The sequence below is a fragment of the Amycolatopsis sp. NPDC059235 genome, from assembly GCF_042754125.1.
GTDB lineage: Bacteria > Actinomycetota > Actinomycetes > Mycobacteriales > Pseudonocardiaceae > Amycolatopsis > Amycolatopsis albidoflava.
Genome location: NZ_JBHZAG010000010.1, coordinates 26,721 through 40,069 on the forward strand (window position 1 = coordinate 26,721; position 13,349 = coordinate 40,069).

At 70.8% G+C, this 13,349-nt stretch carries 12 protein-coding genes; 6 read left to right on the top strand and 6 right to left on the bottom strand.

All coding sequences use genetic code 11. The features are described 5' to 3' along the window. Positions 1 to 31 precede the first annotated feature (31 nt). The gene (locus ACFXI3_RS09545; RefSeq protein ID WP_378399192.1) at positions 32 to 781 is read right to left on the bottom strand and encodes a TetR/AcrR family transcriptional regulator; all 750 of its coding nucleotides are present in this window, start codon (positions 779 to 781) and stop codon (positions 32 to 34) included. Positions 782 to 887: 106 nt separating this feature from the next. On the opposite strand from ACFXI3_RS09545, the gene ACFXI3_RS09550 reads away from it, so the two are divergent. From ACFXI3_RS09550 to ACFXI3_RS09560, 3 genes are all read left to right on the top strand, one after another. Then, positions 888 to 3,356, top strand: a complete 2,469-nt coding sequence (locus ACFXI3_RS09550) for a DEAD/DEAH box helicase (RefSeq protein WP_378399193.1) — start codon at positions 888 to 890, stop codon at positions 3,354 to 3,356. Continuing rightward, the gene (locus ACFXI3_RS09555) at positions 3,353 to 4,000 is read left to right on the top strand and encodes an SWIM zinc finger family protein (protein ID WP_344275166.1); all 648 of its coding nucleotides are present in this window, start codon (positions 3,353 to 3,355) and stop codon (positions 3,998 to 4,000) included. Before ACFXI3_RS09550 ends, ACFXI3_RS09555 begins: the two co-directional genes overlap by 4 nt. A 252-nt stretch (positions 4,001 to 4,252) precedes the next feature. Further along, a complete protein-coding gene (locus ACFXI3_RS09560) occupies positions 4,253 to 5,023 on the top strand; it encodes a PE-PPE domain-containing protein (protein WP_378399194.1) in 771 nt (256 codons plus the stop codon). A gap of 58 nt (positions 5,024 to 5,081) precedes the next feature. On the opposite strand, the gene rox is transcribed toward ACFXI3_RS09560, so the two are convergent. From rox to ACFXI3_RS09580, 4 genes are all read right to left on the bottom strand, one after another. Continuing rightward, positions 5,082 to 6,509 (bottom strand): rifampin monooxygenase, encoded by a 1,428-nt coding sequence (rox, locus tag ACFXI3_RS09565; RefSeq protein ID WP_378399195.1) that lies wholly within the window; start codon positions 6,507 to 6,509, stop codon positions 5,082 to 5,084. Positions 6,510 to 6,685: 176 nt separating this feature from the next. Then, positions 6,686 to 7,330, bottom strand: coding sequence for a class I SAM-dependent DNA methyltransferase (locus ACFXI3_RS09570; RefSeq protein ID WP_378399196.1), 645 nt, complete (start codon positions 7,328 to 7,330; stop codon positions 6,686 to 6,688). 52 nt (positions 7,331 to 7,382) lie between these two features. Continuing rightward, on the bottom strand, positions 7,383 to 8,999 hold the full coding sequence (locus ACFXI3_RS09575) for an acyl-CoA dehydrogenase family protein (protein ID WP_378399197.1): 1,617 nt from the start codon (positions 8,997 to 8,999) through the stop codon (positions 7,383 to 7,385). Beyond that, positions 8,983 to 9,588 (bottom strand): TetR/AcrR family transcriptional regulator, encoded by a 606-nt coding sequence (locus ACFXI3_RS09580; RefSeq protein ID WP_344275151.1) that lies wholly within the window; start codon positions 9,586 to 9,588, stop codon positions 8,983 to 8,985. Before ACFXI3_RS09580 ends, ACFXI3_RS09575 begins: the two co-directional genes overlap by 17 nt. Before the next feature lie 125 nt (positions 9,589 to 9,713). On the opposite strand from ACFXI3_RS09580, the gene ACFXI3_RS09585 reads away from it, so the two are divergent. After that, positions 9,714 to 10,673 carry an EamA family transporter gene (locus ACFXI3_RS09585; protein ID WP_378399198.1) on the top strand — a complete coding sequence of 320 codons (960 nt, stop codon included), beginning with the start codon at positions 9,714 to 9,716 and terminating at the stop codon, positions 10,671 to 10,673. Positions 10,674 to 10,714: 41 nt separating this feature from the next. Continuing rightward, positions 10,715 to 11,581, top strand: coding sequence for an LLM class flavin-dependent oxidoreductase (locus ACFXI3_RS09590; protein WP_378399199.1), 867 nt, complete (start codon positions 10,715 to 10,717; stop codon positions 11,579 to 11,581). Here the strand turns inward: ACFXI3_RS09590 and ACFXI3_RS09595 are convergent. Then, entirely contained in the window at positions 11,578 to 12,171 is a 594-nt protein-coding gene (locus ACFXI3_RS09595) for a hypothetical protein (RefSeq protein WP_378399200.1), read from the bottom strand. The genes ACFXI3_RS09590 and ACFXI3_RS09595 overlap by 4 nt on opposite strands. A 60-nt stretch (positions 12,172 to 12,231) precedes the next feature. On the opposite strand from ACFXI3_RS09595, the gene ACFXI3_RS09600 reads away from it, so the two are divergent. Further along, on the top strand, positions 12,232 to 12,942 hold the full coding sequence (locus ACFXI3_RS09600) for an SDR family NAD(P)-dependent oxidoreductase (RefSeq protein ID WP_378399201.1): 711 nt from the start codon (positions 12,232 to 12,234) through the stop codon (positions 12,940 to 12,942). The last annotated feature ends 407 nt before the right edge of the window (positions 12,943 to 13,349 follow it).

Consider the following 13,349-nt stretch of genomic DNA (forward strand, 5'->3'; position numbering starts at 1 on the left):
GGTAAACCGCGGCACCGACAATTTCCCGCGTTCAGGCTCCGGCGAGCTTCCCGATCCCGTCGAGGATGCGGCCGAGCCCGAACCGGAAATGGTGCTCGGGATCCGACGACCCGCCGTAGGTCTGCCCGGCGGTGGTGCCGACCCGGCTCGCGCGCGGGAAGTGCGCCGGGTCGGCCGCCGGGATCTCGGCCAGCACCGGCGCGGAGCGGTTCCACCAGTCGAAGTCGGTCATCCCGCTGCGCCGCGCGGCGCGGGTCGCGTCCACCGAACCGCGCGCCGCGCCCGCGACCAATCCGTTGAGCAGGCTGACGATCGCGTCGAGCTGGACGTCGTCGAGGTCGAGTTCGTCCATCGCGGCCAGTTCGCGCTCGTACTTGGCGAAGGTGTGCGGGCCCAGCGTCGGACGGCCGACGCGGATCTCCAGCAGCCACGGATGCCGGTGGTAGAGCCGCCAGAGGTCCTCGGCGACCGCGGCGAGCCCGGCCCGCCAGCCTTCCGGCAGCTCGCCGGGAAGTTCGCCGTGCGCGTGGTCGAGCATCAGCTCCAGCAGTTCGTCGCGGCCGGGCACGTAGGTGTAGAGCGACATCGTCGCGACGCCCAGTTCGTCGGCGATCCGGCGCATGGTGACCGCGTCTAGCCCGTCCGCGTCCGCGACCCGGACCCCGGCCGCCACCACGTGCTCGACCGACAGCTTCGGCTTCGGGCCGCGGCGCGGGGGACCGGGCACCCCCCACAGCAGTTCGATGGTCCGCCGCGGATCGCCCGGCTCCTCGGTGTCCATTTCGCTCCTTGTACGCAGTACAGAGTTTTCCGGTAGACTATCCCGGACAGGCCAGCCAGGGGAGGGCGGAGCACTGAATTCAGCAGTGGTGGAGCCGGGCCGGATCGTGTTCTGGAGACCGGACGGCGCGGAGCCGGACGGTCCCGGGGCGCCCGGCACGGTCGAGGTCGTGCTGCCGGACGGGGTGCGCACGGTGCCCGCGCTTCGGTTGCCGACCGCGGAGGCGGTTCCGGTGCTGCGCGGGCTCACGGATCCGTCCGCGCGGTTCTGGGCGCTGGCCGCCGAAGCCGCGGAACGACTCGCGTCGGCCGGGTGGACCGGACCGCTCGACCCGGCCGAGGAAGCGTGGCTGCGGCGTCTTGCCGACGCGATGCCTCCGCACGCCCACGCGACGCCGATCCCCGGCGACCCGGCGCGGTTGCCGGAGCCGTATCCGCTGCTGATGCGGTTCCTCGGCGACGTTGCCGGAGTGGAGCCCGCGCTGCGCGTGTCGCTGCGGATCGAGTCCGACGATCTGGCGGGCGGCCGGTTCCGCGCGGTCGTCCAGGTGCACGGCGGGACCGAGCCGCTGGCCGACGCGGAAGAGCTGTGGCGCACCGGGAGCCAGGAGGCGCGGCACGAGGTGCTGCTGGCATTGCGGCACGGAGCGGAGGTGTGGCCCGCGCTGGCTCCGCTGCTGTCCGCGGCGGTTCCGTCGTCGGTCGCGTTGGGAGACCGCGAGATCGCCGAGCTGCTCGCCGGCGCGCTCGACGCCGCCGAATTGGCGGTGCACTGGCCCGCGGAGCTGACCGGGCTGGCCGCGCGCGCGGTCGTCCGGCCGGGCGACGCTCCGTCCGACGCGCGGTCGTTTTTCGGCGGCGACCGGGTGCTGCAGTTCGACTGGCAGCTCGCACTGGGCGACAGCGAGCTGAGCGTCGCGGAACTCGACGCGCTCGCCGAGGCCCAGCGTCCGGTCGTCCGGCTGCGGGACCGGTGGGTGCTGCTGGACAGCAAGACCGCCGACCGCGCCCGGAATCGCACGCTCAAGCCGCTGACCGCGATCGAGGCGCTCGGCGTCGCGCTCACCGGCCGCACCGAGGTGGACGGCGATCTGGTCGACGTCCGCACCGACGGCTGGCTGGAAGACCTCCGCGCGCGGCTGTCGGCCGATCCCGAGCCGGTGCCGCAGCCGGCCGGGCTGGCCGCGACCCTGCGCGACTACCAGCTGCGCGGCCTGCAGTGGCTCGACACCGTCACCGGGCTGGGTCTCGGCGGCTGTCTCGCCGACGACATGGGGCTGGGCAAAACCGTCACGCTCATCGCGCTGCACCTGCACCGCGGCGCCGGGCCGACGCTCGTCGTGTGCCCGGCTTCGCTGCTGGGCACGTGGGAAACCGAGATCCGCCGGTTCGCGCCCGGGGTCGCGGTGCGCCGGTTCCACGGCGCCTCGCGGTCGCTGGACGAGCTCGGCGGCGGCTTCGTCCTCACCACCTACGGCACGCTGCGCGCCGACCCCGCGCCGCTGGCCGAGGTGGGCTGGGATCTGCTGGTCGCCGACGAGGCGCAGCACGTGAAGAACCATCGCTCGGACACGGCGAAAGCGTTGCGGCTGCTGCCTTCCGCGGCGAAAGTCGCGCTCACCGGCACGCCGGTGGAGAACACGCTCACCGAGCTGTGGGCGATCCTCGACTGGACCACGCCGGGTCTGCTCGGCCCGCTCGCCGATTTCCGCCGCCGCTGGGGGAAGCCGGTCGAATCCGGCGCCGACCCGGCGGTCGCCGAGCAGTTGTCCCGGCTGCTGCGGCCGTTCCTGTTGCGCCGTCGCAAATCCGACCCGGGCATCGCGCCCGAGCTGCCCGCCAAGACCGAGACCGACCGGCCGGTGTCGCTCACGACCGAGCAGGCGTCGCTGTACGAGGCCACTGTGCGCGAGCTGATGGCGGACATCTCCGCGAGCGACGGCATGGCCCGCCGCGGCCGGGTGGTCAAGCTGCTCACCGCGCTCAAGCAGATCTGCAACCACCCCGCGCAGTATCTCGGCGAGCCGGACGACAGCGCGCTCGCCGGCCGGTCCGGGAAACTCGAGCTGCTCGACGAACTGCTCGACACGATCCTCTCCGAGGACGGCGCGGTGCTGGTGTTCACCCAGTACGTCGTGATGGCGCGGCTGCTGGAACGGCACCTCGCCGCGCGCGGCATCCCGTCGCAGTTGCTGCACGGCGGCACCCCGGTCGCGCGGCGGGAGGAGCTGGTCCGCGGCTTCCAGAACGGCGAGGTGCCGGTGTTCCTGTTGTCGCTCAAGGCCGCGGGCACCGGGCTGACCCTCACCCGCGCCGATCATGTCGTGCACTACGACCGGTGGTGGAACCCGGCGGTCGAGGACCAGGCGACCGACCGCGCGTACCGGATCGGGCAGACCCGGCCGGTGCAGGTCCACCGGCTGGTGGCGGAAGGAACGGTCGAGGACCGGATCGCGGTGATGCTGCGAGAGAAACGCGCGCTCGCCGACGCGGTGCTCGCCTCGGGCGAGGCCGCGCTCACCGAACTCACCGACGACGAACTGGCCGAGCTCGTGACCCTCCGGAGGCAGCGATGACCGACCGGGTCCGCGGATTCCCCGCGTTCCCCGCCCGCCCCGGCCGCGGCCCGTTCGCCCGCACCTGGTGGGGCCGCGCGTGGCTGCAGGCGATGGAGGACACCGCGCTCGACCTGCGGCAGCTGAAGAAGGGCCGGAGCTACGCCGCGGCGGGCCTGGTCGGCCCGATCACGGTGAGCCCGGGCCGCATCACCGCGACCACCGAGGACGCCGACGACGGCCCGTACCGCACCGGCGTGCACCTGGCCGAACTGTCCACAACGGACTGGGAGCTGCTGCTGGACCGCGCCGCCGACCATTCCGGGCACCTCGCCGCGCTGCTCGACCGGCACCTGCCCCCGGAGCTGGCCGAGGTCGTCCCGCTTCTGCCCGGCATCGGCGACCTCGACCCGGACTGCGACTGCCCCGGCTGGGAGCTCCCGTGCCGGCACGCCGCCGCGCTGTCGTTCCAGGTCGCGTGGCTGCTCGACGCCGACCCGTTCCTGCTGCTGCTCGCCCGGGGCCGGACCGAGCAGGAAATCCTCGACGAACTCGGCCACCGCACGGCGACCCGGGTCACGACGGGAGTGCTGGCCGCGGACGCGTACGCGCGGGAGGTGCCGCCGTTGCCGGATCTCGCCGAGTTCACGCCTCGCGTCCGCTGAACCACCGTGGTCGCCGGACCGCCCCTGCGCGACGTTCCCCCTGCCCGTCGCGCACGCCGAGGGTGAGCGCGGCCCGCGGGTCACTCGATCCGGTGGACTCATCCCCGCTGCCTGTGCGGCCTGACCAGCGGCTTCGGCGATCCGGGCAGCGCGCGGGGCGATCTTGCTTTCAGCAGGATTTCATGGGTTCTCCGTAGCTTTCCGAATGCGTTCAGTAACGCGCTGAACATTCGACGCGGAGGGGACCCGATTGTGAAGAAAGCCAGGAGGATCGCGCTGATCGGCGCTGTCGTCGCGACGCTCAGCGCGGGATTCGCCAGCGCGGCGCCGGCGTCCGCCGACGGCGCGCACTACTACATCCTGATCGGCGGCACCTGCGACGGGAAGGCGACGGTCTACAAGCCGGAGTGGCTGCGGGGCGGCATCGCTCGGGTCGTGGACTATCCCGCCGGAGCGGCGGGCGCGCCGAACTGCGACCCGACCCCGATGGACCAGAGCGTCGCGATCGGACACGACCGGGGCCGCCAGGTCGTCCAGGACGCCTACCGCGAGAACCCGAACGCCGAGTTCACCGTCGTCGGCTACTCCCAAGGCGCGATCGTGGCGAACATGGTGCTCAACGACATCGCCGACGGCCAGCTCGGCGTGGACAAGGCGAAGTTCAGCGCGAAGCTGTTCGCCGACCCGATGCAGCCGCCCGGCCCGGCCGGAACCGGGATCAGCTCGACGCTCCCGCCGGGCACCGGCCTGCCGTCGCCGTTCGGCGGCTACGTGTCGTTCGGCGCGGGCCGCCCGGACTTCGCCGGCGTCCGGTCCATCCGCTACTGCATCCAGACCGACGGCATCTGCGACTTCGACCCGATCCAGGCCGCGGGCGGCTACCTGGCCCAGCACTGGTGCTATCAGTGGCCGCGGCCCACGGACCACCGGTCGATCATGGAGGACACCATCGCGGACGGGGTCTACACCAACACGTCCGTGCGACTGGGCAAACAGGACTGCTGGGGCGGTCCGCACCTCTGACCGCCGCCCGAGCGGGTTTCCCGGCACCCCCAGGGCAGCCGGGAAACCCGCTATGTCCTCATCGCTGTGGGCCGAACCAGTGCAACAACCGCATCTCCAATTCCCGCTGATCTTCACCGGTCCAGACCACGTGCCCGTCCGGCCGAAGCAGCGCGGCCGGTACGTCGAGGTCTTCGCTCACGTCCACGACGCGGTCGACCCGGTCCGCCCAGCCCTCCGTCGACAGCTGCCCGTTCTGGTCCAGCAGCAGCCCGCGGCCCTGGTGCATCAGCTCGTACAGCCGTCCTCGCTTGAGCGCCAGGTCCGGCATCCGGCGCCCGAGCAGCCGGTGCCCGTCGCCGAAGTCGTAGCGGATGTCGAGCGCCAGCACCTTCTCCAGCAGCAGCCGGTTGACCTCCTCGAAGCCCATCAGCTCGGTCATCAGCCGTCGCATCGCCCGCCCGTCCGGATCGGGCGACATCACCACCGCCTGCGCGCGGACGTTGTCCAGCACGGCGTCCGCGACCGGATGCCGTTCGGCCTCGTAGGTGTCCAGCAGTCCCTCCGGGGCCCAGCCGTTGACCTCGGCGGCGAGTTTCCAGCCGAGGTTGAACGCGTCCTGGATCCCGAGGTTGAGCCCCTGCCCGCCCAGCGGCGGGTGGACGTGCGCCGCGTCGCCGGCCAGCAGCACCCGGCCGACGCGGTAGTGCTCGGCCTGCCGGGTCGCGTCCCCGAACCGCGAGAGCCAGCGAGGGGAGTGGACGCCGAAGTCCGTCCCGGCGTACTCCCGCAGCTGGTGTTTCACCTCGTCCAGCGTCGGCGTCCGCGCCTCCCGGTCCTCGACCACGCCGGCCGCGGGCACGACCACGCGGAACATCCCGTCGCGCAGCGGCCCGACCCCGAACCACAACTGGGTCTTGCGGATTTCCATCACCAGCGCGGCGACTTCGGCGGGATCCGCGGTCGCCTCCATCTCGCCCAGCAGAATCTCGCGCCGCGCGGGCTCGCCCGGGAACGCGACGCCGAGCACCTTGCGCACCGTGCTCCGCCCGCCGTCGCAGCCGACGAGGTAGCGCGCCCGCAGTTCGCCGCCGTCGGCCAGCGAGACGGTCACCCCGTCGTCGTCCTGGCTCAGCCCGACAACCTCGCATCCGCGCCGGATCTCCGCGCCCGCCTTCACCGCGTGCTCGGCCAGCAGCCGGTCGGTGATGGGCTGCGGAAGCCCCAGCACATACGGATGCGAAGTGTCCAGCCGTTCCGGCGCGGGCCGCGGGATCCCGGCGAAGAAACCCCCGACCGGATGCGTCGAGCCCTCGGCGAGGAACGGCTCCAGCATCCCTCGCTGATCCAGCACCTCCATGCTGCGCGAATGCATCCCCAGCGCGCGCACGTACTTCGGCGGCTCCGCCTCCTTCTCCAGCACGACCACGCGCACCCCGTGCAGCCGCAGCTCCGCGGCCAGCATCACGCCCGCCGGCCCGGCCCCCACCACGATCACGTCCGTCATGAACTTCTCGTCCCCTGTACCGGAGCCGGTTTCCGCCCGCGGTCTTTCCGCAGGCAGCGGCTCCGGCGGACGATTGTGGAGCACCACCCGGGCCTTGCCGCAAGCCCCGGGGTGCGCTATATGTTGAAGGGGACAGGGAGAAGTCCCTGCCCCCTTCCGTCCCCAGTGGACTTTCCTCAGCCCTCCTTCCGGGCCATCAAGTACGCCTGCTGAGTCGCTTCGAAGCTCGGTCCCGGCTCCCGCACCAGACGCGCGTCCACCACGAACCCGGCGTCGGCGAGCAACTGCGCGACGAAGTCCGGGTCGAGCCGGTACGCGTCGGCCGCGATGTCGTGCCCGTAGGCGTTCTCGATGCGGCGGCGATGGTTTTCGCCCACCTGGAACGCGGTCAACAGCCAGCCGCCGGGCCGCAGCACCCGCGCGAGTTCCTTGGCTACCACCGGAAGCTCCTCCGGCGGCGTGTGGATCAGCGAATACCACGCGAGCGCCCCGGCGAGCGAGCCGTCGGCGAGGTCGAGCGCGGCCAGGGAGCCGACCTCGAAGCGCAGGTGCGGATGCGTCCGGCGGGCGACCTCGATCATCGCGGGGGAGAGGTCGACGCCGAAAACGTCCAGCCCCAGCGAAGCGACGTACCCGGTGAGACGGCCGGGTCCGCAGCCCAGATCGCCCACCGGGCCCTCGCCGGTCAGCTCCGCGAACGCGCCGAGCATCGTCCGGTCCCACGTGCTCGACTCGAGGAAATCCTTCAGCATTTCGGCGTACGACTCGGCGACAGTGTCGTACGCGGTCCGCGTCTCGGTTACGTAAACAGGTTCGGTCACGGGCAGGGACAGTAGCCCGCGCCGCCGCGCCCTGTCCGGCGAAACACGCGGACTAGACGCGGGCGCGGGCGATGATCGCGGAAGTGTCGGTTCCAGCGGGCAAAGTGCCGAAAGCCAGGCCCCAGTCGCCGCCGAACCGCGTGCCGCAGAACGCGTCCGCCACCGCGCGCGGCGCGTGCCGCACGAGCAGCGAACCCTGCAGCACCAACGCCATCGACTCGACTACCCGGCGGGCCCTGAATTCCAGATCGTCCACATCGGACAGATCCTTCTTGAGCCGGTCGACCGCGTCGTCGAGGCGCGCGTCCCCGCCCGCGGCCTGTTCGACCTCGGCGAAGAACGCCGCCACCGACTCCGGCTGCCGTCCCATCGCGCGCAACGCGTCGAGCGCGGCGACGTTGCCCGAGCCCTCCCAGATGGACATCAGCGGAGCCTCGCGGTACAGCCGCGGCATGCCCGATTCCTCGACATACCCGTTGCCGCCAAAGCATTCCAGCGCCTCGGCCGCGTGCATCGGCGCACGTTTGCACACCCAGTACTTGGTCACCGCGAGCCCGAGGCGGCGGAACGCCTGCTCCTGCTCGTCGTCGCGCCGGTCGCCCGCCGCCGCGAGCCGCATCGACGCCGCCACCGCCGCTTCCGCCTCGATCACCAGGTCTGCCAGCACATTCGCCATCAGCGGCTGATCCACGAGCGCCTTGCCGAACGCGTGTCGGTGCGTCGCGTGATGCACCGCGCGGACCGCGCCCAGCCGCATGCCCGACGAACTGCCGAGCGCGCAGTCGAGCCGGGTGTTGTTGACCATCTCGATGATCGTGCGGACCCCGCGGCCCTCCTCGCCGACGAGCCAGCCCACCGCGTCGTCGTACTCGATCTCCGACGACGCGTTCGACCGGTTGCCGAGCTTGTCCTTCAAGCGCTGCAACCGGATCGGGTTCCGGCTTCCGTCCGGAAGCACGCGGGGGAGCAGGAAGCACGACAGCCCGCCGGGGGCCTGCGCGAGCGTGAGGAACATGTCCGACATCGGCGCGCTCGTGAACCACTTGTGCCCGACCAGCCGATAGCTGCCGTCGCCCGCAGGCCGCGCCGCGGTGGTGTTCGCCCGGACGTCCGAACCGCCCTGCTTCTCGGTCATCGACATGCCCGCGATCAGGCCGCGTTTCGTGCTCGGCTCGCGCAACCCGAAGTCGTACTCGGTCGATGCCAGCAGCGGCTCGTACTTCTCGGTCAGCTCAGGATTGGCACGCAACGCCGGAACCGCCGCGTACGTCATGGAAATCGGGCAGGTGTGCCCGGCCTCGGACTGGCTCCAGACATAGAACTTCGCCGCGCGCGCAGCGTGCGCCCCCGGCCGCTCGTCCCGCCACGGCGCGCCCTGCAGCCCGTGCGACACCGCGACGTTCATCAGGTCGTGCCAATGCGGGTGGAACTCGACCTCGTCGATCCGGTGGCCGAACCGGTCGTGCGTGCGCAGCACCGGCTCGTTCTCGTTGACCAGCCGGCTCCACTCCTGCACCTGCTCGCTGCCCGCCAGCCGCCCCAGCTCGTGCAGCTCGCCGACGACCCACGACGCCTCGGTGCGCCCGACCGCCTCCGCCAGCGCCGGATCGGCGGCGACGTCGTGCTCCAGCGGCGGAACCTGATTGACGACCTCATGCGTTGCGGGCATCCGAACCTCCCAGTGACCGCACGACGAACGTGCTCAACTCGCTGACCTCCGCCGACCCGCCGCTGGTCAGCGGGCCGATCAAGACTTCCGCCGCGGCGCCGACCAACGCCGCCGCGCTCACCGCGGCGTCCTGCGCGGGCAACACCCCGGTCCGTACGCCTTCGGCGACATGCTCAGCCACGACGTCCCGGAAGACCCGCCGGAACTCGAGCCGCTCCGCGTCGATCACCGCGTCCACCGGCTCCGCCAGCAGCGCATACGCCAGCCGCGGGGCTTTCAACGCCCGCACCGCGAACGTCTCGAACACGGCCACGACGCGGGCCACGGGATCGGCCGGTCCGGCCGCCGCCGAGCGCACCGCCTCGACCTCGCGCGAGACGACCTGCCGGAAGACACGCACGACCAGGTCGGCCTTGGTGGGGAAGTGCCGGTACACCGTGCCCACGGCAACGCCCGCCCGCTCGGCGACGGCGGCTACCGAGCAGCCCGAATAGCCGTGCTCGGCCAGCTGCCGCACAGTGGCGTCGAGGATGCTGTCCCGGAGCGCATCGAGACGCTCCTGGACCTTGGGCGTTCTGCGGTAGGCCACGGCAAGAAGTGAACCACCGATTCACAACTTGCGTCAACGGTCGCTTCTCTTATCGGCTTGTCAGGCCCTGGACACTTCCCTTGACCGCATCCGACGACTGCTTCGCAACCCTGGGGGACCCTGCCGTGCCCGAAACTCCCCGAACTCGGCTAGCTCAGGGCCTCGTGCCCCTGACCGGCTTCGCGTTCCTCACCGCCGCGCTCGACGTCTTCGCCGGCAACCAGCTTCAAGCACACGACCCCGCGACGGTCGCGGCCATCTCGTTCACGCTCGCCGCCGTGTTCTTCCTCGGCGGCGACATGATCAGGCGCGGCCCGGCGGCAGCGCTGCGACCGCTGCGGGACCACCGCTACGACGTGATCATGATCAACGTGACGACCGCCGTGACGTGGCTGTCGATGCTGTACGCGCTGAAATTCCTCGAACCGGCGATCGTGAACGTGGTGGGGCTCGCGCTCGGCCCGCTGCTGACCGTGCTGGTCGGCCCCGTGCTGCGGCCGGGGACGAAAGTGCTGCGCACCGAGGTCGTCGTCTCGCTGTTCATCGGCGTGATGATCGCGATGCTGGTCTGGGGATCGTTCACCGGGCACAGCGCGGTGGGCGAACAGTCTGCCGCGGACACCGCGATCGGCATCGCGCTCACCCTCCTCACCGGACTGGGCTCGGTGACGAACGTGATCTACTCCAAACGGCTCAGCGAGGCGAACCTGAAACCGCAATCGGTGCTGGCGGTGCGGTTCTTCCTGATGCTCGCCGTGACCTGGACGCTGGTCGCGCTCAACGACCATCCCGGCGTAGGGACGGCATTCCTCCCGTCCCTGGTGATCGCGGTCGTCGGCGTCGCGGTGCCGCTGTACCTGCTGCAGGTCGGCATCAAACACACCGAGCCGATCACCGCGTCGGTCCTGCTCACGCTCTCGCCGCTGTTCGCGTTCTTCCTGCAGCTGCCCGACGCGCGGCTCAGCCCGTCGGCGATCACCTTCGCGGGCGTCGTGGGGATCGTCGCGCTCGTCGCGATCAGCACGGTGGCACGGGCCAAACACGACGCGGCGCGCACCTCGGAGGAAGCGGGCACCAGCGCATAATCGCTTGCCGCACCAGCCCGCTCGCCGGGACCATGCCTCGTATGCGCTTCTCGATCAACATCCCGAACTTCGGCGATTTCGCCGACGCCCGGACCGTGGCGAGAGTGGCGGCAGCCGCCGAACAAGAAGGCTGGGACGCGCTGTTCCTCTGGGACCACGTCGTCCACGACAAGGACACCCGCCGCGGCCAGCCCTTCGGCGACCCCTGGATGCTGCTGACCGCGGCCGCGCTCGCGACCTCCACGCTCAAGATCGGCACCCTGGTCACCGCCGTGCCCCGCCGCCGTCCCGAGCACCTCGCCCGCCAGGTCGCCACCCTCGACGCGCTCAGCGGCGGACGCGTCATCTTCGGCGCCGGCCTCGGCGGACCGATCGAGGACGAATTCGGCAGCTTCGGCGAACCCACCGACCCGGTCGTCCTGGCCGAACATCTCGACGAAAGCCTCGGCCTGCTCGACCGATACTGGTCCGGCAGCCCCGTCAACCACGACGGCAAGCACTACCAAGTCCGCGACGTCACCCTCCTGCCTGCCACGGTCCAGCAGCCGCGCCCGCCGGTCTGGCTGGCCGCCGTGTGGCCCAACCGCAGGCCGGTCCGCCGCGCCGCACGATGGGACGGCATCGCACCGCTGTTCAAAAATGCCACGCACGGCGTCGTCCCGGCAGCGGAAGACGTCCGCGATGTCGTTTCCTACGCCCGAAAACACGGCGCGGGGGAGCAGTTCGAATTCGTCGTCGGCGGCCGCACCCCAGGCGACCCGGCCCGGGCCCGCGACCTGATCGCCCCGCTCGCCGAGGCCGGCGCGACCTGGTGGGACGAACGGCAGCTGATCACCACCAGCGACCTCGACCGCCTCGAACCCACCCTGCGCCGCATCAGCCAAGGACCGCCCAGGGGAGTGGACTAGACCTCGACCGCCAGCACCCCGCTCAACCGCTCTGCCAACGGCCGCAGCGACTCGGCGGAGACGCCGGCTTTGAGGCCGGCAGCGGGAAGGAATCGAACGGTCGTCCCGGTAGTGCCATCCGCCGGCACCGCAACGAGATCGTCCGCCGGGACGCCGTGGCGATACCGCTGCGTCCACGCGCCCTCCGCACGGCGATTCGTGTGCACCAGCCACTCGCTCAGCGCCGAGACCACCGACATCCCGTACCGCGGATGCCCGTTCGGGAGGGGAGCGGCAGGCGGAGAATCGAAGTACCGGAAGTCTTTCGTCGCCATCACCGGCTTCCGCACCGGCCGCCCGTCGTCGCCGACCGCCATCTGCGTTCCGCGACCGTCGTCCGAGACCGAAACCGAACCGTCCGGGTGAAATTCGACGACCGCCCGGCCCGCGCCCCGATCCTCGGCCTCGTCCGCGGCGTAAGCGAGCACCTCCAGAATCAGGTGACACACTCCGGTCGGCGCGTACCGATCCGGGCTCTCGCGGATCAGCCGCAGGTGCTCAGGATCGTGATCACGGGACCAGTCGTGCGTCGTCGGCCGAGGCAGCGGCATGCACCCATTCTGCCACCGATTCTTGACCTGGTCCGCACTCCAGCACCTACCTTCGCGGCCATGACCACAACGCTCATTACCGGTGCCACCAAAGGACTCGGCTACGAAACCGCCCGCCGCCTGGTTGCCGCCGGACACACCGTCTACCTCGGCGCGCGCGACGCCGCCCGAGGCCGACGGGCCGCGGAGGAACTCGGCGCGCGAACCGTTCAGCTCGACGTCACCGACGAGGCGTCGGTCCTCGCCGCGGCCAAAACCGTCGAGGCTGACGGGGGACTGGACGTCCTCGTCAACAACGCGGGCATCGCCGTCGAACTGCGGAGCGACGGGGAACCGGTCGGCGCACCGGAGGTGACTGCCGATCTGATGCGGGAAACGTTCGAGACCAACGTCTTCGGCGTCGTGCGGGTGCTTCACGCGTTTCTGCCGCTCCTGCGACGTTCGTCCGCGCCGGTGGTGGTCAACGTCAGCAGTGCGCTGGGGTCGCTGGGCAGGATGACGGACGAGACGACGCATCAGCACGCGTACCGCGGCGTGGCGTACCCGGCGTCGAAGGCCGCGGTGAACATGGTGACCGTGCAGTACGCGAAGGCGTTCCCGGAGATCCGGATCAACGCCGTCGAACCTGGCTACACGAGCACCGACATCAACGACCGCCGCGGCGGACAGCCGGTTGAGGTCGGTGCGGAGATCATCGTCCGGATGGCCCAGGTGGGGACGGACGGGCCCACCGGAACGTATTCCGACATCGACGGTCCGCTGGTGTGGTGACCGGTCTTGGCGGACGGGGCAGCGCGCCAAGTCGCTTACTTGACATAATGTACATTATCGGCGTTTTGCTGACCTGCTGATCAGCGTGCTGAGGAGGGGTTTCTCCAGGGTTCCTGACGGCAGTCGCGCGAGTTATCTCCGCACAAGTTCCCTGGAGCACTCCAGGCTCGCTGGGACGCGCCTCCGTCGTACGTGGGCGGCTGAGCCGAGCTCTCGGGAGTTCTGAGGTGTCGTCCCGGCGAAGAGCCTGGAATCCCCGACGGGATCGACCGGCGTAGTCGTGGGTGTTTTATTATCACTGGCGAAAATAAAAAAAAAAGGGGGGGGGGGTGGTTGGGGGGAACAAAAAAAATAACAACCCGGGGGGGGGGAGCGCAGGGGGGCGATAAAAACCAAACCAAAAAACA